We start from the raw sequence: 24,621 nt of genomic DNA, 5'->3' as shown, positions 1-24,621 counted from the left end.
ACCGTTTGACGCAGGCGGCGCGCGCGGACCGGATCGTGGTGCTGGAGCACGGCCGGGTCGCCGAAGTCGNGCGGCGAACGAGCCTCGAAGAGAAAGAAAGAGCAAACCGTGAAACTGACCAAGACGATTCCGTTCGCGCTGGCGTGCGCGGACCGGATCGTGGTGCTGGAGCACGGCCGGGTCGCCGAAGTCGGCACGCATGCCGAACTGGTGGCCGCGGGCGGTGGTTACGCCGGATTGTGGCGGGCGTGGTCGGCGAACCGGTAGCGCTGGGCGGACTGCTGGCGCTGATCGGCCGCGTGCCGGGACCTGAGCTTTCGCCGGACCGCGGCGAACGAGCCTCGAAGAGAAAGAAAGAGCAAACCGTGAAACTGATCAAGACGATTCCGTTCGCGCTGGCGTGCGCGCTGACCGTCGCGCTTTCGGCGTGCACCAACAATTCCGCGGACAGCGACGCGGCGCAGCCGGCGTCGGCCGGATTCCCGGTGAGCGTGCCGGGCAAGTTCGGCGCCGCGCAGGTGCCGTCCGCGCCGAAGCGGGTCGTGGCGATGGACTGGACGTCGGCGGACATCGCGCTGTCGCTCGGCGTCGCCCCCGTCGGCATGGCGAAGGTGGCCACCGCGGACGGCGGGATCGAACCGTGGACGAAGCCGCTGCTCGGCGCGAACTCCCCGAAGCTGTTCTCCGTCGACAGCGGGGACCCGATCGACCAGGTGGCCGCGCTCAAACCGGACCTGATCCTGGCGACGAAGGACTACAACCTCGGCGAGAGCTACCAGCAGCTGTCGCAGATCGCCCCGGTCGTCACCTACGCCAAGGCGCCCAACAGCGATTCCTGGCAGGACGCGACGCGCGGCATCGCCAAGGCGCTGGGCAAGAGCGCCCAGGCGGACCAGACGATCGCGAAGACGACCGCCGACATCGCCGCCGCGAAGAAGACCCACCCCGAATTGGCCGGGAAGACCTACAACTTCCTGGTCACCCCGCAGGCGGCCGGAGTGCACGCGGTGAACTCCACCGCGGACGTCTCGGCGCAGTTCCTCGACCAGCTCGGCCTCTCGCTGAGCCCGGCGGTGCGCTCGATGCCGGACTCCTCCATTCCCGGCCGCACGCTGGTCAGCTGGGAGAACGTGTCGAAGCTCGACGCGAACCTGCTGCTGGCCACCGGTTCGCCGAGTTCGCTGAAGCTCGCCCAGGCCACGCCGGGCTTCACCGACCTGCCCGCGGTGAAGCGGGGAGCGTACCTGCCGCTGCAGCCGGCTCTCGCCCAGGCGATCGCGTTTCCTTCGTCGGTGAGCCTGGAATGGGCGCTGGGCCAGCTGACCCCGAAGCTTTCCGACGCGAGCCGGAAATAGGACCGAGGCGGCGATGGCGGTGCGGGAGCCGCGGAAAGCGGGGTTCGAGATTCTCCCGCACTCGTCGCCGGAGACCATCCGCACCGGTCCGTGCAGATGCTGAAAGTGCTAGCGGTGCGCGCTCGTCGGCGAGCACGCCGGGTTCCGCCGGTTCTTCACGATGATCTTCGACGAACTGGACGACTCCTGCTTTGCCGCGCTCGAAGGCCATCTCGCCGGACCCGACCATGGGCGCCACGGAAGCCGGAATAAGCGCGGGCCAGAACCCGCCTGGGAAAACCGGCGGACCGTAGGCGGTCGCGACGATCGTCAGCAGCCGGATGCCGAAGCGGCCGAACAGCAGCGAACCCCGCTGCGGACGGCCATCGCGACCGCGGAGAAGACCGGGATCAGGCCGGCGGAGACCGTGCTGTGCCGCTGGAAGCGGAAAGCGACGACCGGGAAGTCCGCGAACGCGGCCGTTGCTGCCAGGCGAAGCCAGAAGCCGCGGCCGCCGGCGCATGGGCGCCGCACGTGTTCCCGGCAGCCGGGGGAGCGGGCGGCGGGACCGGCGCACTGGGGGCGGTCGCGGAAGTCCCCGATCTCGAAGGGCACGCGAGTTCCGCAGCGTCACCGTTTCCTCGCTCCCGGTGAGATACCTGGTCAGCGGTGTGGATCTCGACGCCCGAGTGCTAGCGTTTGCTCGCTGTACAACCGAATACCGTGATCGTCAGGGGAAGCCGGGCAAGAGCCGGCGCTGACTCGCAACCGTAGGCTCGCCTCGTGGCGGGCAAGCCGGAATGCCTGACGGTCACGAGTGGCTCCTGCCGTCGAAGACTACGGAACGGGCCCGGCCGCGCGTGCGCTTGACTGGGGTGTCGCGGTGACGGGTCGCGTTCAGACCACTCACCGCAAAGGACATCGCTATGTTCTCCCTGGCCAAGACTGCCGCGATCAGTGTGCTCGCGGTTCCCCTTTTCGTTTCCTCCCCGGCTGCCGCCGCGCCCGCTTCGTACACCGACGGTCCGTGCCAAGGCAGTTCGGGCGTGACAGTCGTCGTGGACGCCACGCATTTCGCCGGGGCCGGGGTGACCCGCCGTTGTGTCGCCGGTGACCCGGACACCGCTTTCGAGGCGCTCAGCGAGGCCGGTTTCGCTCCCGTGCACGGGACCGGCCAGGGCCAGCAGGGGCCTTACCAGTACTTGTGCCGCATCGACGCCCGTCCGTCCGGCACCGCCGACCCGTGCACCGGGTTCGTGGCGAACGCGCCGTACTGGGCGTACTGGGTGCCGGACGTGCAGAACGCCGACTGGACCTATGCCGAGGACGGTGTGGACACCTCGGACCCCGCTCCGGGGACGGTGCTCGGGTTCTCCTTCGGCGCGGGCACGGCGACGGACCCGAACCAGATGAGTTTGACGCTGGCGCAGGCCAAGGACCCGAACTGGACCGGTTCGTGAGTTGGGGTGCCGGTGCGGTGGCCAGCGCAGTGCTGCTGGCCGCGGCGTTTCCGGCACCCGCGGCGGAGACGCGCGCGCCGGAGGCGGCCGTGGCTGCCGCGGAGTTCCTGGCGCATGAGTTCACTCGGCTCGGCGACGGCTATCCGAGCCCGGCTTCGCCCGGCAACAACGACGCGGGGTTGATGGCCGACGCGCTGCTGGCCATGCACAGAGCGGGAGTCGAGCCGGCTGTCCAGGCGAAGGCGACCGCGAAACTGCGCGCGAACTTCTTCAGCGCCACGATCGTCTCCGCGGGCGTCATGGGCAAGGACCTGATCGTGGCGCTCGATCAGGGCGTGAATCCGCGCCAGTGGGGAAACGACAGCGCGGGCAAGAACATCGACCTCGTCGCGCGGCTCGGCGCGGCGCAGAATTCCGCGGGCGTTTTCGAGGACACCGCGGCGAGCGGGACCCGCACCCCGTCCAACGTGTTCGGCCAGGCGCTGGCGCTGATCGGCTTGCACAAGGCGGGGATCGGCAACTCCGCCGGGGCGGCGACGCTGGTGCGCCAGCAATGCCCGGGCGGAGGATTCCGGCTGAATCTGCCGGACAGCGGCGCGACCGCGCGGTGCACGTCGGACGCCGAGGTCAGCGCGGACACCACCGCGATGGGAGTGTGGGCGCTCGTCGAGATCGGCGGCCACCAGCCGCAGGTGTCCAGTGCGCTGGGGTGGCTGCGGGCGCACCAGGACCCGGCGACCGGGGCGTTCAGCGCGGATCCGAAAAGCCCGGCGCAGGTCAACACCAACTCCTCCGGGCTGGCCGCGATGGCCTTGGCGCTCGGCGGCGACGGCAAGGCGGCCTCCCGGGCGACCGGATGGCTGGCCGCCATGCAGGTGCCCGGCAGCGTCCCGGTCCCGGCGATGGCCGGGGCGATCGCGAAGAGCCAGGCAGACCTGGACGCGATCAACCGGGACGCGAAGGCGTTCTGGCTCAAGTCCAGCGGTGCCGACAACCTGGGCAAGCAGGACGGCCTGCGCCGCGCGAGCGCACAGGCGTTGCTGGGGTTGGCTGCCGCGGTGCCCGATCCGGCGCCGCCCCGCCCTCCCGGCGACCCGCCGCGCGACGGGAAAACGCCCGGCGACGGCTCGCCGCCGGGCATCCCGGTCCGCAGCGCACCAGGGCTGGCGGCCAGCACACCAGGCACCCGGACGGCTGCCGCGCCGCAAAACCCGGCCACGGTCGCCAAGGAGCCTGCGAGCGCACCGCCTGCCCCGGCACCGAGCGCGCAGCCGGTGCCGGGAACCGCCGCTCCGCAGCGGATCGGGCAGGCACGGGCACTGGAGCCTCGCCCGGTGTCGTTCTGGGAGGGCCCGAAGGGAATGGCGGCCGCGGTACTGGCCGGGTTGCTGTTCGCCGCGGGCACTTTCTGGTTCCTGGTGCGGCGCAAGGGATCCCGCTCGTGAGGCGGTGGACGGCCGCGCTGGCGGCCGGGCTTCTGGCACTGGGCGGCGCCGTCGCCGCGGCTCCCGTCGCGGCCGCGGCACCGGCGTGCACGACGACTTCCGGGGTGCTGGTGGTGGTGGACTTCGGTTCCCTCGGCGGCGGCGTGGTGCAGCGCTGCCTGGGCACGCCGCCGGACACCGGGTACGACGCGTTGCGCGCGGCGGGGTTCCGCACCGCCGGCACCGTGCACGACGGCCCGGCTTTCGTGTGCCGCATCGACGACCGGCCCTCGCCCGCGGTGGAGCCGTGCACGGACACTCCGCCGACGACGGCGTACTGGTCGTATTGGGACGGCAACGCCGGGACGAACCGGTGGGAGTACAGCAACGAGGGCGCGATGAGCGCCACCCCGCGGGCGGGTCAGATCGAGGGATGGTCTTTCGGGAGTGGGCAGCCGCCGCACCCGGCGGTGACCGCGCTGATCGCCCCGCCGGGACAGCCGCGACCGCAAGGCGGCGCGGCAGGCCCGGACGCTCCGAGGGGCCCGGCGGCAGGCGACAGCGCACCGCCGCAGCAGGCATCCGCCGGAGCACAGCCGCCCCCGCGAAGCTCCGGCGTCGCCAGGCCGGAAGAGCGGGCGCCATCGGCGACGGCCTCGGCGGGGTCTTCCCGGCCATCGGCGGCGGGCAGTGCGCCGGAACCGGCGGCGGCCGCGTCCGAAAACGCCGGCACGACAGGATTCCCGACGCTCCCGGTGGTGGCGTTCGGGGCGATCTGGCTGCTGGGAATCCTTGCCGCGGTCCTGGTCCGGCGCCGCCGCAAGCGGGAGGCCGGATGATCGGCGCCGCCGCGCTGCCGCGGATGCTGCATCCCGCGGCGTGGTGGATCTGGGCGCTCGGCATGGCCACGGCGGCGAGCCGGACCACGAACCCGTTGCTGCTCGCTCTGGTGCTCGCGGTGGCCGGGGTCGTGGTGGCCGCCCGGCGCGGGGAAGCCCCGTGGGCCAAGGGGTTCCGCGCGTACCTGATCCTGGCGCTGGTGGTGATCGGCTTCCGGGTGCTGTTCCGGATCCTGCTCGGTTCCGCCTTCACCGGGGGAGGGCATCTGCTGTTCACCGTGCCGCGGATCCCGTTGCCGCACTGGATGGCCGGGGTGCGCCTCGGCGGACCGGTCGAGCTGGAGGGTATTCTCAGCGCCGCTTACGACGGGTTGCGGCTGGCCACGCTGCTGGTGTGCGTGGGCGCGGCGAACACTCTGGCCAATCCCAAGCGGGTGCTGCGGATGCTGCCGGGCGCGCTGTACGAGATCGGCACCACGGTGGTGATCGCGCTGACGGTGGCGCCGCAGCTGATCGAGAGCGGTCAGCGGATCATGCGTGCGCGCGCATTGCGCGGAGTCACCGGAAAACTCTTCCGGACGGTGGCGTTGCCGGTGCTGGCCGACGCGCTGGACCGGGCGATCGCGCTGGCCGCGGCGATGGACTCGCGAGGTTACGGGCAGCGTTGGGAGCGGTCCGCGGCGGCTCGCCGCAGCGCGGCGGTGCTGATGCTGGCCGGTCTGCTCGGATTGTGCGTGGGCAGCTACGGGTTGCTGGCGGCCGACCAGCACGGCTACGGGCCGGCGATGCTGGTCGCCGGCGCGGCCGTGTGCTGCCTGGGGCTGTACCTCGGCGGCAGGCGGATCCAGCGGACCCGCTACCGGCCGGATCCCTGGTCGGCGCCGGAGTGGGCGGTCGCGGCGTCCGGTGCCGTGGTCGCCGTGCTGGTCGCGGTGGCCGATCCGGTCGTGCTGAACCCGCCGTTGCTGGCGCCGGGNCCGGTCGTGCTGACCCCGCCGTTGCTGGCGCCGGGGATGGACTTGCTGGCCTTGGCCGGGATGCTGGCCGGGGCGCTGCCCGCGGTCGCCGCCCCGCCCCCGCCGGCGCTGACCGCGCGGTACCGGCCGGGGGAGCTGCGGTGATCGAGTTCTCCGAGGTGAGCATCGCCTATCAGGGAACGCCGGTGCTGCGGGAGGTTTCCCTGCACATCGGCGAGGGAGAGCTGGCCCTGGCGGTGGGCCGCACCGGGTCCGGGAAATCGACGCTGCTGGGCGCGGTGAACGGGCTGGTGCCGCACTTCACCGGCGGGCGGCTGGTCGGCCGGGTGACCGTGGCGGGGCGGGACACCCGGACGCACCGCCCGCGCGAACTCGCCGCGACGGTCGGGGTGGTCGGGCAGGACCCGGTCGCCGGATTCGTCACCGACTCGGTGGAGGAGGAACTGGCCTACGGCATGGAACAGCTGGGCGTGACCGCTGCCGCGATGCGCAAGCGGGTCGAGGAGACGATGGACCTGCTGGGCATCGCGGAGCTGCGGGACCGTCCGCTCCGCGCGCTTTCCGGCGGACAGCAGCAGCGGGTGGCGATCGGCGCGGTGCTGGCCGCCGGTCCGCGGGTGCTGGTCCTCGACGAGCCGACTTCCGCGCTGGATCCCGGTGCGGCGGAGGAGGTCCTGGCCGCGGTGACCCGGCTGGTGCACGACCTCGGCATCACCGTGCTGATCGCCGAGCACCGGTTGGAGCGGGTGCTGCAGTACGCCGACCGGGTGCTGACCGTGCACGACGGCCGGGTGAGCGCCGCCGAACCCGCGCAGGCGATGCGGTCCGCGCCGATCGCCCCGCCGGTGGTCGCGCTGGGGCGCCTCGCCGGCTGGGATCCGTTGCCGCTGTCGGTCCGCGACGCCCGCCGCCGGGCTCCGGAACTGCGCGCCGAACTTCCCGGAGCGCCAGTGCCGGCGCCGATCGAGCCGGGCGCCGAGACGTTGACGTGCCGGGATGTCGTGGTCCGCTACGGCGGCACGGTTGCGGTGCGGGAGGTGTCGCTGAGCGTGGCAGCCGGTGAAACGGTGGCGTTGATGGGACGCAACGGTTCCGGCAAATCTTCGCTGCTGTGGGCGTTGCAGGGCAGCGGCCCCCGGCACAGCGGCGCGGTCACGATCCGCGGGACGGATCCGGCGGGCCGGAAACCGGTGCCGCGCCGGATGCTCGCGGCGCTGGTCCCGCAGTCGCCGGCGGATCTGCTGTACCTGCAGACCGTCGGCGAGGAGCTGGCCACGGACCGGGCCGGCGAGATCCTGGACGAACTGGCCCCCGGCATCGACCCGGACTCGCATCCGCGCGACCTTTCCGAAGGCCAGCGCCTCGCCCTCGCGCTCGCCGTGCAGCTCGCCGCCGAGCCCGCCGTCCTGCTGCTGGACGAACCGACCCGAGGCCTGGACTACCCCGGCAAGCACCGGCTCACCGCGCTGGTGCGCGCCTTTCCGGGCGCGGTCCTGATCGCCACGCACGACGTGGAATTCGCGGCCGAGACCTGCGACCGGGCGGTGGTGCTCGCCGACGGCGAAGTGGTCGCCGACGGGCCTACCGCGGACGTGGTGACGTCTTCTCCGCTGTTCGCTCCGCAGGTGGCGAAGATCCTCGGCGGCGGCTGGCTGACCGTCGGCCAGGTGGCCGGAGCGCTGCGGTGAGCCCGGTGCGCGTCGGCCGCTGGTCGACGGTCATGCTGGCGGTGTCTTCGGTCCTGGGCGTCGCGGCGTTCTGCTGGCCCTTCTTCGTCGCCCCCGGTGCGCTGCTGGCCGGTGCCGCCGCCGAGGCGCCGCTGTTGTTCGGCCTCCTTCTGGTGCTGGTGCTCGGGGTCCTGCTGGCCCAACTGGGCGACGGCGGGATCGACGCGAAGGCGTTGGCGCTGCTGGGAGTCCTGGCCGCGGTGAACGCGGCACTGCGGCCGCTCGGGGCCGGGGCCGGCGGCATCGAGACGGTCTTCTTCCTGCTGGTGCTCGCCGGGCGGGTGTTCGGCCCCGGATTCGGCTTCGCCCTCGGCACGGTCTCCCTGTTCGCGTCCGCGCTGCTGACCGGCGGGATCGGGCCGTGGCTCCCGTTCCAGATGTTCGGCTGCGCCTGGGTCGGCCTGGGTGCCGGGCTGCTCCCCCGGGCGAGCGGCCGCCTCGAAATCGTCCTGCTGGCGGCCTACGGCGCGGTGTCCGCGTTCGCCTACGGGCTAGCGCTGAACCTGTCGTTCTGGCCGTTCGCGCTCGGCGCGCACACCGCCCTGTCCTTCGACCCCAACGCCTCCGCTCTCGCCAACCTCGGCCGCTATCTGCTCTTCGACGCGGCGACCTCGCTGGGCTGGGACACCGGCCGCGCGGTGACCAACGTCGTGGCGATCGCGGTGTTCGGCCCGCTGGTCCTGGCGACGCTGCGCCGCGCCGCGCGCCGAGCCGCGTTCGAGTCGCCGGTCGAATTCCGCGACGTCCAGGGGTGAGCAGCTCCCGGGTCAGGCTCGGCCGACGGCGCGCTGTGCCTGGCCGCTGTAGGTGCTCGACGGCCGGATGAGACTGTTGGACGCGAGCTGTTCGGTGATGTGCGCGGTCCAGCCGGTGATGCGCGNGATGCGCGCGGCCACGAAGATCGGCGTGAACACCGGGGTGTCGAAGCCCATCAGGTGATACGCGGGTCCGGCGGGATAGTCGAGATTGGGGTGCAGGCCCTTCTCCGCGTACATCGCCCGCGCGAGGGCTTCGTACCGCTCCAGCAGGCGGTGCCCGTCGCGGAGTTCGGCGACGACCTGCAAGGCCTGGCGCATCGTCGGGACGCGCGAGTCGCCCTTTTTGTACACGCGGTGGCCGAAGCCCATGATCTTGCGCTTCTCCGCGAGCGCCGTCTTGAGCCATTTCCCGGCGTTGTCCGCGGAACCGATTTCCTCGAAGGTCTCCATCACGGCTTCGTTGGCGCCGCCGTGCAGCGGTCCTTTGAGCGCACCGATCGCGGCCGTCACCGCACTGTACAAATCGGACAGTGTCGACGTCACGACGCGCGAGGTGAAGGTGGACGCGTTGAAGCTGTGTTCGGCGTAGAGCACCAGCGAGGTTTCGAACGCGCGGACAATCGCCGGTTCCGGTACCGAACCCAGTGCCAGGTAAAGGAAGTTCTCGGCGTAGCCCAGGTCGTCGCGCGGCGTGAGCGGGAGCAGGCCCCGGCGGCGGCGCTGGGTGAGCGCGACGACCGTCGGCAGCGCGGCGAACAGCCGGAGCGCCTTGGCCTGGTTGGCGGCGGGGCTGTTGTCGTCCTCGTCCGGGTCGTTCGCGCCGAGGATGCTCACCGCGGTGCGGAGGGTGTCCATCGGATGCGCGGACTCGGGCAGCGCGAGCAAAGTGAGGACGAGGTCGTGCGGCAGCGCGCGGTGGGCGCGTTCGACCGCGTTCTGCTCGGCCAGCTGGTCCGGCGTCGGGAGTTCGCCGTGCCACAGCAGATAGGCGACCTCCTCGAAGCCGCAGTGCGCGGCGAGGTCCTGGACCGGGTAGCCGCGGTAGGTCAGCGAATTCGTGTCCGGGTTGACCATCGAGACCGCGGTGGTGTCGACGACGACTCCGGCGAGTCCTTTGTGGATAGCGGGTGCAGACATAGGTGTCCCCTGTAAAGAATGCGCGCCGGGTCAGACGCGGAAGGTGAAAACGTTCTCGTCGAAAGCGTTGTATTCGGAATAGTCCAGCAGGTCGTAAAGATCGCGACGGTGCTGCATCTGTTCGAGCAGCGACACTTGGCTGCCCTCTTCGGCGATCGTGCGCAGGCCGGTTTCCGCGGCGTGCATGGCCAGGCGCAGCAAGGTCACCGGGTAGATGACCACGTTGACGCCCGCGGATTCGAGCGTTTCCGCATCGAGGAGTTCGCTTTTCCCGAATTCGGTCATGTTCGCGAGAATCGGGATGTCGACCGCTTTCCGGAGCTTCTCGAAATCGGCGGCGTCGGCCATCGCCTCCGGGAACAGCAGGTCCGCGCCCGCGTCGGCGAATTCCTTCGCGCGGATGATCGCCTCGTCCATGCCGTGCACGGCCTTGGCGTCGGTGCGCGCGGCGATGACGAAGCTGGGGTCGCGGCGCGCGCCGACCGCGGCCTTGATCCGCTTCACCGCGGTCTCGCGGTCCACGACGTCCTTGCCGTCGAGGTGGCCGCACCGCTTCGGGTTCACCTGGTCCTCCAGGTGCATCCCGGCGACTCCGGCGTCCTCCAGCAGCTGGACGGTCCGGGCGGCGTTCATCGGCTCGCCGAAGCCGGTGTCCGCGTCGACCAGCGTCGGCAGCGCGGTGACCCGCGAGATCTGCTGGGCACGCCCGGCCACCTCGGTGACGGTGGTCAGCCCGATGTCGGGCAGGCCGAGATCGGCCGACAGCACCGCGCCGGAGAGGTAGACGCCGTCGAAGCCCCGTCGTTCGATCAGTTTCGCGCTGAGCGGGTTGAAGGCGCCGGGCAGGCGCAGCAGCCGGCCCGAGTTCAGAGCCTCGCGGAACCCAGTCCGCTTCTCCGCGGCTGGGGCAGCGGCGTGGAGCATCAGAAAATCCCCTTCGTCTTCGGGGCCGCGGCGATCGCCGACGGCAGGGCGAGTTCGCGGACCTCGTCGGCGTCCAGTTCGGACAGCCGGCTCACGGTGCCGAGGAACCGGTCCTGGTCCGCCGGTGCGAGCACGCCGTCGGCGAGGGTGCGGAACTTCGCCACGTACTGCTCGCGGGCGAAGGGCCGGGCCCCGGCGGGATGGGCGTCGGCGACGGCGATCTCGTCGGTGATCGCGGTCCCGTCGGCCAGCGTGACCTCGACCCGGCCGCCGAACGCCGGTTCCGGCTCGTGGTAGCGCCGGGTCCACTCCGGATCCTCCACAGTGGACACCTTCTGCCACAGCTCCACTGTGTCCGGACGGGTCGCGCGTTCCCGGGCGTAAGAGGCTTCGTGGTGCCAGCTGCGGTCCTGCAACGCGACCGCGAAGATGTACGGGATCGAGTGGTCGAGCGTTTCGCGGCTGGCGTTCGGATCGTACTTCTGCGGGTCGTTCGCGCCGGAGCCGATCACGTAGTGCGTGTGGTGGCTGGTGTGGATGACGATCCGTTCCACCTTGCCCAGTTCGCCGATCCGCGGGCCGAGCCTGCGGGCGAGGTCGATGAGCGCCTGGCTTTGGTACTCGGCCGAGTGTTCCTTGGTGTAGGTGTCCAAAATGGACCGCTTAGGCTCGCCGGGCGCGGGCAGGGGAACGGTGTACCGCGCGTCCGGTCCGCCCAGGAGCCAGGCGAGGAAACCGTCCTCGCCCTCGTAGATCGGGCTCGGCGCGCCCTCGCCGCGCAGTGCCCGGTCGACCGCCTCGATCGCGGTCTTCCCGGCGAACGCGGGGGCGTACGCCTTCCAGGACGAGATCTCGCCCTTGCGGGACTGGCGGGTGGTCGTCGTGGTGTGCAGCGCCTGGCCGATCGCCTGGTACACGGTTTCGGTGTCCAGCCGCAGCAGCGCGCCGAGCCCGCCCGCGACCGACGGGCCGAGGTGCGCGATGTGGTCGATCTTGTGCTCGTGCAGGCAGATCCCGCGGACGAGGTCGACCTGCAGCTCGTAGCCGGCGGCGATCCCGCGGACCAGATCGGCCCCGGTGCGGCCGGCGTGCTGCGCGACGGCGAGGATCGGCGGGATGTTGTCGCCCGGGTGCGAGTAGTCGGCGGCGAGGAAGGTGTCGTGATAGTCCAGCTCGCGCACCGCGACGCCGTTGGCCCACGCGGCCCACTCCGGGGAGTACCGGCCGGAGACGCCGAACACGGCCGCGCCGGGGCTCGCCGGATGGGCGNGGGCGAGCGCCTGGTCGCGGGCGGCGGACACCGGCCGCCGGGACAGCGAGGCGGCGGCGACCGCGGCGTTGTCGATCACCCGGTTGACCACCATGTCGGCGACCTCGGGCGGCACCGGCACCGGATCGGTGGCGACGGACGCCAGCTTCCAGGCCAGCTGCTCCTCGCGCGGCAGCGGTTCGGCGGAGCGGTACGTGCGGACGGTGTGGTCGGTCATCACTTTCCTTCGTGGACGTAGAACCCGCGGCCGGACTTCCTGCCCAGCAGGCCGGCGTCGACCATCCGCGGCAGCAGCGGCGGGGGTGCGTGGAGCGGTTCCTTGAATTCGGCGTACCGGGATTCGGCGATGGCCGCGACGGTGTCCAAGCCGATCAGGTCGGCCAGCCGCAGCGGGCCCCTCGGGTGCGCGGCGCCCAGTTCCATGCCGCGGTCGACGTCGGCGGCCGCGGCGAACCCGGACTCGACCATCCGGATCGCCGAGAGCGGATACGGCACGAGCAGCGCGTTGACCACGAACCCGGACCGGTCGCGGGCCGGATGGCCTGCTCGCCGAGCGTTCCGGTGGCGAAGCGCTGAACGCGGTCGACGGTGTCCGGGCTGGTCAGCAGCGATCCGACGACCTCGACCAGCGGCAGCACCGGGGCCGGGTTGAAGAAGTGCGGGCCCACGACCTGCGCGGCGCGGCCGGTGGCCATGCCCAGCCGCATGATCGGGATCGAGGACGTGGTCGGCGCGAGGATGGCGCCCGGGTCGGCGACCGCTTTGTCCAGGGCGGCGAACAGTTCGGTTTTGCTCCGCTCGTCCTCCGCGACCGCTTCGATCACCAGCTGCCGGTCGGCCAGTTCCCCGACGTCGGCGGTGAACCGCAGCCGCCAGGCGGCGCGCTCGGCGGCGGGCCGGTCCAGTTTCCCGGCGCGGACGGCCCGGTCGAGCGAGGCGAGGATCCGGGTGCGGCCCGCTTCGGCGGACGGCGCGTCCGCCTCGCAGACCACGACGTCCAGCCCGGCCCGTGCGCACACCTCGGCGATCCCGGAGCCCATCTGCCCGGCCCCGGCCACGCCGACCCGGGCGATCTCGCCGCTGCTGTGAACATTGTGAGGCATGAGAGTCAGCCTGGCACCCGGTCGCACGCTCAGCCAGCCCTGCGGCCGGTGAAGTGTTGTGAAGGTTTTCCTGGGGCTTGTAATAGTTGTTAAAGTTGGCCTGTGGAGAAGTTGTACGCCGGGGCGCGGCTGCGCCAGCTGCGCGAGGACCGGTCGCTGTCGCAGTCGGACCTCGCGCGGCTGCTGGAAATCTCGCCGAGCTACGTGAACCAGCTGGAACACAACGGCCGTCCGCTGACCCTGCCGGTGCTGCTGAAGCTCACCGAGCATTTCGGCGTGGACGCCGAGTTCTTCGCGCCGCAGGACACCGCCCGCTTGGTCGCGGACGTGCGCGAGGTGTTCGCCGACGACACTGTGGACGGTGCGATCTCACCGGCCGAAGTGGACGAACTGACCGCGAAACTGCCCGGCGTCGCCCGCACGATGGTCGCGCTGCACCGCCGTTATCGCGAAGCGGTCGAGAACATCGCCGCGCTCACCGCGGAGCAGGGGATGGACCAGACGTCGGTGCAGCAGCCGCACGAGAAGGTCCGCGACTGGTTCTACGCCCGCAACAATCACGTCGGCACGCTTGACCAAGCCGCGGAAGGCCTTTCGGCGGCGCTGCGGCTGCATCCCGGCGAAGTGCGCGCGGGCCTGGTCGCCGCGCTGGAGGAACGGCACGGTGTACGGGTGGTCACTGAAGAACTCGGTACTGGACAGCATTTCTTCGACCGTCGCCGCAAGGTGCTGCGGCTCTCGCCGATGCTCCGGCCGGGGCAGGTCGCGTTCCGGCTGGGGTCCGAGCTGGCGATGCTGGAATCCGGAGCCGAGATCGACCGGCTCGCCGCGAGCGGCGGGTTCGCCGGCGAGACCGCGCGACGGCTGCTGCGGATCGGCCTCGCCAACTACTACGCGGGCGCCCTGGTGCTTCCGTATCGGGCGTTTCTCGGCGCGGCGGAACGACTTCGCTACGACGTCACGTTGCTTTCCGGAGAGTTCGGAGTCGGCTTCGAAACCGTATGCCACCGGCTGTCCACTTTGCAGCGGCGCGGCGCACGCGGGGTGCCGTTCTCGTTCGTGCGGGTCGATCGCGCGGGCAACGTGTCGAAACGCCAGTCGGCCACCGGATTCCACTTCTCCCGCGCGGGCGGCTCCTGCCCGCTGTGGATCGTCTACGAGGCGTTCTCGTCGCCGGGTCGCATCGTCACGCAGATCGCCGAACTGCCGGACGGCAAAAAGTACTTCTGGCTCGCCCGTACCGTCACGCGTGCGGCGGGCGGGCACGGCGAACCGGGCAAGACGTTCGCGATCGGCCTCGGCTGCGAACTGCGGCACGCGAACCGGCTCGTGTACTCGGACGGGCTGGNCGGGCTGGCGCTCGGCAAGGACGCGGCGGTGACGCCGATCGGCATGGGGTGCAAAGTGTGCGAACGCCCGGCGTGCCCGCAGCGCGCGTTCCCGGCGATCGGCCGCCCGCTGCGGGTGGCCGATCACGCGAGCAGCGTCCTGCCGTACCCGCCGCTGGGGCCAGCGGGAGGTCGGTGAGGGGAACCCTGAGCGGGTGTTTCGAAACCCGGTGGCGTGGTCGGGGGCGTTGACTGTGATATCGGCGTGGCGCGCCGTTCGCTGGGCGGTTGTGTGCAAGCTTCCGCGTAACACACGGATTCAGCGACTGACCACGCGGGTTTCGAAATACCCTCTGAGGGTGGCGGCATGCCATCGATCAGCCTTGACCCATCATCGGGCCGGTATCTGTCGTTCGCCGAACGCGGGGAGATTGCACTGTTACGCGCCAAGGGATGCGGGGTCCGGGAGATCGCCCGCCGAATCGGCCGCTGCGCCTCGACGATCTCGCGTGAACTACGCCGCGACGCGGCCACCCGATGTGGGCGCCTGGACTACCGGGCCTCGGTGGCGCAATGGCATGCCGATCGGCAGGCACGCCGTCCGCGGGTGAAGTCGTCCATGCTGCTGGACGAGGGGCGGACGATGACCGGGGTGAGGGTCCGGTGGTGCAGCTTAGACCAGCAGCCGGTCGGTAGCCCGACCGATCGACTGGATTTCCGAAGGCTCTGAACGGGAATTAACCCAATCGGCGGCAATTTGGGCATGAGCAGTCACGATTCGACCGGCGAACCGGCCGATCGTTACTGCGCAGGAGTTGCGCAGGGGACCGATCGTTCGCGGACGTGCGCATGTACCCCTTGGCGAGCGCGGCGCGTCACCGGCGATGCCGCTGGCAGGGCGCGACTCGCGACGCTGAGCCTTGCCCTGGGATGCCGGGCACTTCTAGGGTGCGACTGGGAAGTCGTCGAACTTCGCCTTCGGTTCGGCTGCGGCGGACCTCCGTTTCCGGCGGCCCGCGCGTTGGTGCGGATGGCTCGGGCCGCCGCGTGCGCGTGAAATGCTCAGACGGTTGCCGGCTGTGCGCAAGACGTTTCGCCCAGTGCGAGAGACAGGGTGTTGCCAGATGATGAAGGTCGTCGCGTGCGGCATCGTTTCGTTGTTGATCGGAGCGCTGGAAATCGCGGCCCCGGCTGCGGTTTCCGCAGTGGCAACGCCTGCGTTTGCCGCAATTCCATCGAATCGGCCGGAGCCTGTTTCCGAAATCGGCTACCGGGCGGAGATCCGGCGAACGAGTTACGGGGTACCGCACATTCTGGCCGCGGATGTGGGCAGCGTGTCGTTCGGGCAGGGCTGGGCCTATGCCGAGGACCGGCTGTGCGATCTCGCCGACCAGGTCGTCAAGGTGCGTGGAGAGCGCTCGCGGTGGCTGGGTCGCGGTCCGGGCGACCGGTACCTGTCGTCGGACATCGCGTACCGGACGCTGGGCCTGACGGACCGGGCCGGGCAGGAATTGCCGAAGCTGTCGGCCGGCGCCCGGGCCATGCTCGCGGGTTACGCCGCAGGATACAACCGGTACCTGAGGACCGTCGGACCCGCGGCGGTCCGCGGATGGTGTGCGGGAGCGCAGTGGATCGGCCCCATTTCGCCCGTGGATCTCCTTGCCTATCAGCAGGATCTGGCTCTGGTGTCGAGCGGGCGTGCACTGCTTCCCGCGATCGCTGTGGCACAGCCGCCGGGTGCCGGAGGGGCGAAGGATGTGCATGTCCCGCCGGACGTGGTGGCCAACGCGGCCAGGAGACTGGTCGCGGCGAAAGGCGCCACTGCGGGTGTGGGCAGCAACGGCTGGGCGATCGGCGACGAACGATCGGCGAGCGGGCGGGGTGCGCTGCTGGCCAATCCGCACTTCCCCTGGCAGGGCGAGCTGCGGTTGTGGGAGAGCCAGCTCACCGTTCCCGGAGTGCTGGACGTTTACGGCGCGGGGGTCGGCGGCCTGCCCGGGATTCAGATCGGCTTCAACGAACGAGTGGCCTGGACGCACACTGTCGCTCCGGGTGCCAGGTACACGTTCGCCGAGCTCAAGCTGACGCCGGGAGACCCAACGAGCTACCGCGTCGGCGATCGGGTGCTGCGCATGCGTGCGAAGACGGTGTCCGTGCCGGTCCGGGAGCCGGACGGAGGGACCGTCGTGCTGACCCGGACGATGTGGTCAGGCGCGCACGGGCCCATCGTGGACCTGTCCTCGCTGGATCCCGCATACGGCTGGCGCACGACCAGCGCCGTCGAGTACCGCGACGCGAACGCCGGCAACGTCCGGCAGCTGGACTTTTGGCTCGCTGTCGCGAAATCCAGCAGTGTCGCCGAAGTCGCCGCCCTGAACGCCAAGTACGGCACCGCGTGGCTGAACACCGTGGCGGCGGACCGCGCGGGGGCGACCTGGTACGGCGACGCGGCGAGCACTCCGGATCTCTCGCCCGCGGCGACCGCGGCGTGGCTGGTGAGCCCGATCGGCCTGCTCGACGGCAGTGATCCCGGTCAGGACTGGCTGATCGAGCCCGGGGCGGCGGCACCGGGCTTGCTGCCCGCCTCGCGCTGGCCGCGGCTGACCCGGCGTGATTACGTCTTCAACGCGAACAACAGTCCGTGGATCGCGAATCCTCGGCAGCCGATCGAAGGATTTCCCGCGCAGCTGGGCGAAGAACGGGCGGCACTGCCCGCGCGCGCTCGGTTCAACGCCATGCTGCTCGCCGATCCCGGGCCGCACCGGCGATTCGGCCTCGGCGATCTGGTGTCGGCGGTCCTTTCCAACGAAACGCTGAGTTCGCGGCTGCTGCTGGGGCCGGTGCGTGACCTGTGCCGCGAGCACGCCGGGTCGGCCGGGGACGGCTGGCGCGACGTGGTCAAAGCGTGCGCGGTGCTGGATGGCTGGGATGGCCGGTTTTCCGTGCAGAGCAGGGGTTCGGTCCTGTGGAGGGAAACTATGGCGGGCGTGCTGGCGGCGTATCCGGACGCGCTGGTCGCGCCGGGGCCGTTGCTGAGTTCCGCCTTCGATCCGCGTGATCCCGTGCATACCCCCGGGGGGCCGAAGCCTGATCCGAAGGTGCTCGGCCAAGCGCTGGACAAAGCGCGGCGGACGCTGGAAGCAGCCGGGTTCCCGCTCGACGTAGCGCTCGGCGCGGTGCAGCACAGTGAGAAACGCGGCCGGGACTTTCCGGTGCCGGGCGCGCCCGACACCTTGGGCGCGCTCGACGTGGCCGAGTACACCGCGGAACCCGGAACCACGACCGAGCCGGTCGTCCCGCCCGGCGCCGGCGGCGGGCTGACCAAGGCCGGTTACCCGGTGAACACCGGCACGAGCATGCTGCTCGCGGTCCAGTTCACCGGACGCGGTCCGGTCGCCAAGGGGCTGCTCACCTTCTCCGAATCGAGCGACCCGGCCTCCCCGCATTTCGCCGACCAGCAGGCGCTGTTCGCCCGCGGCGCGGTCCGGGACTGCTTGTTCGCCGAGCCGGCGATTCTGGCCGACCCGAACCTGCGGACCGCTGTTGTCTCCGGGGCGTAGCGTTCGTGCCGAGCAGTCCCCGTCCGCGTCCGATCCGACCGAACGCGTCCCCTCGGCGAGAAATGGTGGCGCGGGTTTCTTCATTCTGTCGACGGAACGTGACACCGCTTCCGGTCCGTCACTCAGACGGCCGCTTTTTCGCGAAAAGTTCACGGTAGCTGGTACCGTGGAGATCTACGCGGAATACAGCAGGTTTCAGGAGTGGCCGCGAGCGGTTGTTCAACGTTATGTCGCATGTTTTTTGTGCAATTAGTGGTTGTTCGAAGAAAGCTCCGTGTGGTATTCCGGGGAATCGCGGATCGAGTCGTAGGCGCTGGCGGACGGCGGCCTCGTCCGGCGTCGCGCGCGGGAATGCCGGAGTCGTTGATGCCCCCGGAGACATTCGAGGGGCGCCTTCCGGCGGCGGTCCGTCGGCGCCACGTACAGCGGAGGTGACTGGTGGTTGCGCAGGAAATTTCGGAGTTCGCGGTTTCGCCTCGCCAGCGCGGATTGTGGCCGGGGTCGTCCGCGCCCGGAAGCTCCGTGCAGATGTGGGTCTCGCTGACCGGCGGGATCGATCGGACGCGGCTGTATTCCGCGCTGCGAGCGGTGGCCCGTCGGCACGAAGCGCTGCGCACGAGTTTCGTCTCCAGAGCCGGCTGGCCCGAGCCCGCGCAGGTCGTCGGCGATCCCGCGGCGATCGAACTGCGCACGGCGGAACTGCGTGACCTGGCCGAACTCGCGAACGCGGAGCGGAACGAGATAGGCACGGGACCCGGTGAGGGGTTCCGTGCCGTGCTGGCTGAATCTGGCGACGGGCCGGCACTCCTGCTGACCGCGCATTCGCTCAACGCCGATCTGCGCTCGCTGTATCAGGTCGCGACGGAACTGGCCGCCGGATACCGGTCGGGGGAAGCGCTCTCGCGAACCGGCGCAGTCCTTCAGTACGCGGATTTCTCGGCCTGGCACAACGATCTGCTCGCCGCGGCCGACGATATCGCCGAGCGAGCCGCCTGGGCCGAATGCCTCGACGGCAGCGACGGCGGTGCGGCGCTGCGCACCGGGGCCGGAGAACGGTCCGGGCGTCCGCGGACGTATCTGCGGGATCCGGAACCACTGGCCGCGGCGGTGGACACATTCGCCGCGGCGCACGGACTCGACGCCGAATCCGTGCTGGCGGCCGCGTTCGAAGTGGCGGTGTGGCGCGTGGGCGGGGAAAGCGACCGCCTCGTCCTGCTGACGACGCCCGGCCGGAGCTACCCCGCGCTCGAGGACGCGGTCGGCCCCTACGAACGCGAAGTCCCGTTCCGCTGCGAGTTCACCGCGGATCAGGAGTTCCTGACGGTCGCGCGAACGGCGGCCGAGTGGCTTCGGTCGGCGGAGCACCGGGTCGACCATCTGGACCCGGTCTTGGTGGACCGCCTCCGCGCGGAAGTGCTTCCCCGGTTCGACTTCCGCGAAGCAGGCGAGCTGCCGGGCACCGAAGAGCCACAGTGGACAGTGACCCGGCTGGAGCAGCCGGACACTCCCGGACCGGCGCTGACCTGCGTGCGGTCCGGCGGGACCCTCCAGACCGCGGTGCGGTACGACCCCGGTCTGCTTGACCCGGCCACCGCGCGGGCGCTCGCCGACACGTTCGCGGCGGTGCTCCGCGCGGGGCTGGCCGATGGCGCCGTGCGGATCGGGGCCGTCGAGATTCTTTCGGCCGCACAACGGGAATCCGTGCTCGAAGCCGCGTGCGGGCCGGTGGTGCCGGTGCCGGATCAGGCCGTGCACGAACTCATCGCGGAGCGGGCCGCGCAACACCCCGCCCGGGTCGCGGTCTGCTGTGCGGACCTCGAACTCAGTTACGGCGAACTGGACTCCAGAGCCAACCAGCTCTCGCATTACCTCCGCGCCTCCGGAACGGCTCGCGGCGACAAGGTCGTCGTCTCGGTCGGGCGGTCTCCCGAACTTCTCGTCGCGCTGCTCGGGGTGCTCAAAGCCGGGGCGGCGTTCGTCCCGGTCGACATCGGCTACCCCCGCGCCCGGCTGGCTCTCGCGATCGAGCAAACGGAACCGAAAGCCGTGCTGGCGACCGGCGAGGTGCTCGACCGGCTCGGCGGTTGCGCGGTGCCGACGCTGGCGCTGGACAGGCAGTCCGCCGAGGTGGCCGGGCAGCCGGAGACGCCGGTCGGCGCGCCGGTCAGTGCCGAAGACCCGGCGTACGTCCTTTACACCTCGGGCACCACCGGCCAGCCCAACGGCGTCGTCGTACCGCATCGCGGCCTGGTCAACTACCTGTCCTGGGCTTCGGCCGCGTACCGGCTCGACCAGGGCGACGGCGCGGTGGTGCACACCTCGATCAGTTTCGACCTCACGCTGACCGGGCTGCTCGGCCCGTTGCTCGTCGGCCAGCGGGTCGTTCTGCTGCCGGAGAGCGCCGGGATCACCGGGCTCGCGGCGACGCTGCGCACGCGGCGGGATCTCACCATGGTCAAGCTGACGCCGACCCATCTGGATGTCCTCGGCCAGCTGGTCGCCGCCGACGAGATCTCCGGCAGCGTGAACACGGTCGTGGTCGGCGGAGAGGCGCTTCGGATGCGGAGCGCCGCGTTGTTCCTCGACGCGGGCGCGGAGACGGTCAACNCGGTCAACGAATACGGCCCGACCGAGACCGTAGTGGGCGCGACCGCGCACCGGATCGACGAGTCGGCCCCGCGGCACGGCATGGCGCCGATCGGGACGCCGATCGCCAACGCGCGGGTCTGTCTGCTGGATCCGCGCCAGCGGCCGGTTCCGGAAGGGGCGATCGGCGAGATCTTCATCGGCGGCGCGGGCGTGGCCGGCGGCTATCTCGCGCAACCCCGGCTCACCGAGGAGCGGTTCGTCGCGGATCCGTTCGGCGCTCCGGGCGCCCGGATGTACCGGACCGGGGATCTCGCCCGCCGCCGCGCCGACGGAACCCTCGAATTCCTCGGCCGCTCCGACGAGCAGGTCAAGATCCGCGGCGTGCGTGTGGAACTCGCGGAGATCGAAGGGGTGCTCCGCGCGCATCCCGGGGTCGCGCACGCGGTGGTGCTCGCCCGGCAAGACGAGGACCCCGGCGGTTCGTCGCCGCTCGCGGGGGAACTCCGCCTGGTGGCCTACGTGGTGCCCGGCCCGGGAAGCGGCACGGCCTCGGCCGCGCTGGCCGGGTACTGCCGCGAACAGCTGCCCGAGCCGATGGTGCCGGCCGCGTTCGTGGTGCTCGACGCGCTTCCGACGACGGCGAACGGCAAGCTCGACCGGGCCGCGCTGCCCAAGCCGGCCAAGGAAAGCGGGTCGGCGGTCGAGTACGTGGCTCCCCGCACCGAGACCGAGGAGATTCTCGCCGGGGCCGTCGCCACGGTGCTCGGCGTGGACCGGGTCGGCATGGGAGACAACTACTTCGTGCTCGGCGGCGACTCCATCCGCAGCGTGATGGTCGCCAGCCGGGCGCAGGCCAGCGGGCTGGACGTCACGGTCGCGACGCTGCACGACAACCCGGTCATCGAGGACTGCGCCGCCGAGCTGGACCGCGGCCAGCCGGTCGCGGATCCGCCGGTCACCAGCCCGTTCGCGCTGATCAGCGTGCCGGACCGGGACCGGCTGCCCGCCGAGGTGGAGGACGCCTTCCCGCTCAACCTGCTGCAGGAAGGGATGATCTTCCACCGGGACTTCGCCGCGAAATCGGCGGTTTACCACGCCATCGCGTCGGTCCGGCTGCGCGCCCCGTTCGATCTGGACGTTCTGCGCACGGTGGTGCGGCAACTGGTCGAGCGGCATCCGATGCTGCGCACGTCGTTCGACATGACCGCCTACAGCAGGCCGTTGCAGCTGGTGCACAGCGAGTTCGAGACGCCGCTGGTGTTCGAGGACCTGCGCGGGCTGCCGGAGCCGGAGCAGGAGGGCAAGGTCGCCGGGTGGATCGAGCGGGAGAAGCTGCGCGGGTTCGAACTGCACGACTATCCGCTGATCCGGTTCATGGTGCAGCTCCGCGGCGACGGCGACTTCCAGTTCACCTACGGCTTCCACCACGAGATCGTCGACGGCTGGAGCGAGGCCTTGATGATCACCGAGCTGTTCAGCCACTACTTCTCGCTCGTGTTCGACGAGCCGATCGCGATCAAGCCGCCGAAATCCGGGATGCGCGACGCCGTCGCGCTCGAGCTGGAAGCACTGGCGCGGCAGGAGAACTACGACTTCTGGAATGCCTACCTCGACGGCGCGACGCTCATGCGGCTGCCCAGGACCGGTTCCGGCCCGGCGGCCGACAAGGGCGCCCGCGAGATCGTCCGGATCGCCGTGCCGGTGCCCGGCGAGCTGTCCGACGCCCTCAAGCGCGTGGCGACCGGGCTCGCCGTGCCGCTGAAGAGCGTGCTGCTGGCCGCGCACCTCGCCGTGATGTCGGCCTACGGCGGCAACGCCGACACGCTGACCTACACCGTGACCAACGGCAGGCCCGAGGTCGCCGACGGCAGCACCGCCATCGGGCTGTTCGTCAACAGCCTGGCGCTGCGGGTCCGGATGGACGGCGGCAGCTGGCAGCGGCTGATCGAGGACACCCTGCGCTCCGAGCGGCAGTCGATGCCCTACCGGCGGCTGCCGATGGCCGAGCTGAAACGGCACCAGGGCAACGAACCGCTGGCCGAGACGCTGTTCTTCTTCACCAACTACCACGTGTTCGGGGTGCTGGACCGGTGGATCCGGCGCGGGGTCGCGCACGTGGCGAACGAGCTGTACGGCGAGTCGACCTTCCCGTTCTGCGGCATCTTCCGGCTCAACCGCGAGTCCGGCGCGCTGGAGGTCCGGATCGAGTACGACAGCCTCCAGTTCTCCGCGGAGGTGATGGAAAGCGTCCGGGACTGCTACGTGCGGGTGCTGGAGGCGATCGCGGACGATCCGGCGGGCCGGTTCGAGACCCTCGACCACTTGCCCGCGCGGGACCGCGCGCTGCTCGACCGGTTCGCCGACGGCGGGTCCGCGCCCTCGCCGCGGCGCAGTCTGCACGAGGCGTTCTCGGCTCAGGCGGCGGCGGCCCCGGACCGGATCGCGGTGGAGTCCGAGGGCGGCGCGCTCAGCTACCGGGCGCTCGACCGCTGGGCCGGGCGGATCGCGCACGGGCTGCGGCGGCGGGGAATCGGCCGCGAGGACCTCGTCGGCGTCTTCGCCGAACGCTCGCCCGAGCAGATCGCGTTCCTGCTCGGGGTGCTCAAGGCCGGCGCGGCCTATCTGCCGCTCGATCCGGCGCAACCCGACGATCGCACCGCGGCGGTGCTGGCGGGCAGCGGGGCGACGGTCGTGCTCGCCCAGCGGCAGCTGGAATCCCGGATCCCGGCGGCCGCCGAACCGTTCGTTCCGGGCCGGGATCCCGGCCCGGCGGGCGGGGAACCCGCGGCGGAGACCGATCCGGCGAACGCCGCGTACGTCATCTACACCTCGGGGTCGACGGGCGAGCCGAAGGGCGTCGTCGTCGAGCACCGCAACGTGCTGGCTTCGCTCCAGGCCCGGAGCGCCGCCTACGAGGAGCCCGTCGAGCGGTTCCTGCTGCTGTCGTCGTTCGCCTTCGACAGTTCGGTGGCCGGGATCTTCTGGACGCTCACTGCCGGCGGCACGCTGATCCTCCCGCCCGAGGGCGCCCAGCTCGACCCGCCGGCCGCGGTCGCCGCGATCGCCCGGTCGCGGCCGACCCACACCCTCGGCATCCCGTCGCTGCTCGCACCGCTGCTGGACCAGGCGGGCCCGGGCGAACTCGCCTCGCTGGTCCGGCTGATCACCGCCGGGGAGGCGGCCCCGGCGGCGCTGGCGCGCGAATGCCGGAGCAAGGCCCCCGGATGCCTGCTGTCCAACGAGTACGGGCCCACCGAGGCGACGGTGTGGAGCACGGTGTGGACCGGGGCCGGGGACACCGGGTCGCCGCAGCTGCCGATCGGCCGCCCGGTGGCCAACACCCGGGTCAGGGCGCTGGATCACCACGGCCGGATCGCGCCGGTCGCGGTGGCGGGCGAACTGCACATCGGCGGCGCCGGGGTGGCCCGCGGCTATCTGGGCGACCCGGCCGCCACGGCGGCGGTGTTCCGGCCCGACCCGGACAGCCCGGCTCCCGGCTCCCGGCGGTACGCCACCGGCGACCTGGGCCGGTTCCTGCCGTCCGGCGACGTCGAGTTCCTCGGCCGCACCGACCAGCAGGTCAAGATCCGGGGCTTCCGGGTGGAACCGGCCGAGGTCGAGGTCGTCCTGGACGCCCATCCGGCGGTGCGGCGGTCGGTGGTGATCGCGCGCGGGGAGGACGGGGACAAACAGCTCGTCGCGTACGTGGTGCCCGAGAGCGGCGAGCAGCCCGCCCAGGCGGAGCTGCAGCAGTACGTGCGGGACCGGCTGCCGCGGTATCTGGTGCCCAGTGCCTGCGTCGTGCTCGACGCGGTGCCGCTGACCAGCACCGGGAAAGTGGACCGGGCCCGGCTGCCCGAACCCGGTCCGGCGCAGGAACTGCCTTACACCGCGCCGCAGACGGAGACCGAACAGCTGCTGGCCGACATCTGGGCCGCCGTGCTCAAGCTCGACCGGGTCGGGGTGCGCCACCATTTCCTCGACGTCGGCGGCGAGTCCCTGCGCGCGATGCAGGTGATCGCCGCGACGAACAAGCTTTTCCGGATCGCGTTGTCGGTGCGGAAGCTGTTCGACGCGCCCACCATCGCCGAGTTCGCGCTCGTGGTGGACGGGGCGCGGAGCGGGGCCGAGCTGTCCGGCGCGGGGCCCGGAAGAGGCCGCGGATGACCCTGCCGGCGGCGTCCGGGCCGC

14 protein-coding genes and 2 pseudogenes are annotated in these 24,621 nt (G+C 71.3%); 11 read left to right on the top strand and 5 right to left on the bottom strand.

Annotated elements, in window-relative coordinates:
• Positions 1 to 548: 548 nt before the first annotated feature.
• Positions 549 to 1,355, top strand: a complete 807-nt coding sequence (locus tag A4R44_RS52870; RefSeq protein ID WP_237440311.1) for an ABC transporter substrate-binding protein — start codon at positions 549 to 551, stop codon at positions 1,353 to 1,355.
• 309 nt (positions 1,356 to 1,664) lie between these two features.
• On the opposite strand, the gene A4R44_RS41610 is transcribed toward A4R44_RS52870, so the two are convergent.
• Positions 1,665 to 1,949: a hypothetical protein gene (locus A4R44_RS41610; protein ID WP_067594079.1), complete on the bottom strand. Its 285-nt coding sequence runs from the start codon at positions 1,947 to 1,949 to the stop codon at positions 1,665 to 1,667.
• Between the two features lie 311 nt (positions 1,950 to 2,260).
• Here A4R44_RS41610 and A4R44_RS41605 point away from each other — a divergent pair, with 311 nt between their 5' ends.
• From A4R44_RS41605 to A4R44_RS41580, 6 genes are all read left to right on the top strand, one after another.
• A complete protein-coding gene (locus A4R44_RS41605; protein ID WP_067594076.1) occupies positions 2,261 to 2,794 on the top strand; it encodes a hypothetical protein in 534 nt (177 codons plus the stop codon).
• A gap of 17 nt (positions 2,795 to 2,811) precedes the next feature.
• Positions 2,812 to 4,239: a terpene cyclase/mutase family protein gene (locus A4R44_RS41600; protein ID WP_067594073.1), complete on the top strand. Its 1,428-nt coding sequence runs from the start codon at positions 2,812 to 2,814 to the stop codon at positions 4,237 to 4,239.
• Positions 4,236 to 5,057 carry a hypothetical protein gene (locus A4R44_RS41595; protein WP_067594070.1) on the top strand — a complete coding sequence of 274 codons (822 nt, stop codon included), beginning with the start codon at positions 4,236 to 4,238 and terminating at the stop codon, positions 5,055 to 5,057. Before A4R44_RS41600 ends, A4R44_RS41595 begins: the two co-directional genes overlap by 4 nt.
• Positions 5,054 to 6,178: an energy-coupling factor transporter transmembrane component T gene (locus A4R44_RS41590; protein WP_107648961.1), complete on the top strand. Its 1,125-nt coding sequence runs from the start codon at positions 5,054 to 5,056 to the stop codon at positions 6,176 to 6,178. Before A4R44_RS41595 ends, A4R44_RS41590 begins: the two co-directional genes overlap by 4 nt.
• The gene (locus tag A4R44_RS41585; RefSeq protein WP_067594067.1) at positions 6,175 to 7,722 is read left to right on the top strand and encodes an ABC transporter ATP-binding protein; all 1,548 of its coding nucleotides are present in this window, start codon (positions 6,175 to 6,177) and stop codon (positions 7,720 to 7,722) included. Before A4R44_RS41590 ends, A4R44_RS41585 begins: the two co-directional genes overlap by 4 nt.
• Entirely contained in the window at positions 7,719 to 8,516 is a 798-nt protein-coding gene (locus A4R44_RS41580) for an ECF transporter S component (protein WP_338080424.1), read from the top strand. Before A4R44_RS41585 ends, A4R44_RS41580 begins: the two co-directional genes overlap by 4 nt.
• A 12-nt stretch (positions 8,517 to 8,528) precedes the next feature.
• Here A4R44_RS41580 and A4R44_RS41575 read toward each other — a convergent pair whose 3' ends face one another.
• The 4 genes and pseudogenes from A4R44_RS41575 to A4R44_RS41560 form a co-directional block, all read right to left on the bottom strand.
• A complete protein-coding gene (locus tag A4R44_RS41575; RefSeq protein ID WP_067594064.1) occupies positions 8,529 to 9,656 on the bottom strand; it encodes a bifunctional 2-methylcitrate synthase/citrate synthase in 1,128 nt (375 codons plus the stop codon).
• A 30-nt stretch (positions 9,657 to 9,686) separates the two neighbouring features.
• Positions 9,687 to 10,580 (bottom strand): methylisocitrate lyase, encoded by an 894-nt coding sequence (gene prpB, locus A4R44_RS41570; protein ID WP_067594062.1) that lies wholly within the window; start codon positions 10,578 to 10,580, stop codon positions 9,687 to 9,689.
• A complete protein-coding gene (locus tag A4R44_RS41565; protein ID WP_067594059.1) occupies positions 10,580 to 12,067 on the bottom strand; it encodes an MmgE/PrpD family protein in 1,488 nt (495 codons plus the stop codon). Before A4R44_RS41565 ends, prpB begins: the two co-directional genes overlap by 1 nt.
• Positions 12,067 to 12,953 (bottom strand): annotated as a pseudogene (locus tag A4R44_RS41560) (3-hydroxybutyryl-CoA dehydrogenase). The gene A4R44_RS41565 and the pseudogene A4R44_RS41560 overlap by 1 nt, the downstream one beginning before the upstream one ends.
• A gap of 102 nt (positions 12,954 to 13,055) precedes the next feature.
• Here A4R44_RS41560 and A4R44_RS41555 point away from each other — a divergent pair.
• The 4 genes and pseudogenes from A4R44_RS41555 (at position 13,056) to A4R44_RS41545 (ending at position 24,597) form a co-directional block, all read left to right on the top strand.
• Positions 13,056 to 14,480 carry a short-chain fatty acyl-CoA regulator family protein gene (locus tag A4R44_RS41555; protein ID WP_067594056.1) on the top strand — a complete coding sequence of 475 codons (1,425 nt, stop codon included), beginning with the start codon at positions 13,056 to 13,058 and terminating at the stop codon, positions 14,478 to 14,480.
• Between the two features lie 162 nt (positions 14,481 to 14,642).
• A pseudogene (locus A4R44_RS47025) lies at positions 14,643 to 14,888 on the top strand (helix-turn-helix domain-containing protein); the annotation flags it as partial.
• Between the two features lie 517 nt (positions 14,889 to 15,405).
• Positions 15,406 to 17,841 carry a penicillin acylase family protein gene (locus A4R44_RS41550; RefSeq protein WP_095213947.1) on the top strand — a complete coding sequence of 812 codons (2,436 nt, stop codon included), beginning with the start codon at positions 15,406 to 15,408 and terminating at the stop codon, positions 17,839 to 17,841.
• Positions 17,842 to 18,279: 438 nt separating this feature from the next.
• Positions 18,280 to 24,597 (top strand): non-ribosomal peptide synthetase, encoded by a 6,318-nt coding sequence (locus tag A4R44_RS41545; protein WP_067594053.1) that lies wholly within the window; start codon positions 18,280 to 18,282, stop codon positions 24,595 to 24,597.
• Positions 24,598 to 24,621 lie beyond the last annotated feature (24 nt).

Origin of the sequence: Amycolatopsis sp. M39, from assembly GCF_001651785.1 — a bacterium.
GTDB lineage: Bacteria > Actinomycetota > Actinomycetes > Mycobacteriales > Pseudonocardiaceae > Amycolatopsis > Amycolatopsis rubida.
The sequence above is the reverse complement of the archived record's forward strand: the minus strand, read 5'-3'. Positions and strand labels throughout refer to the sequence as shown.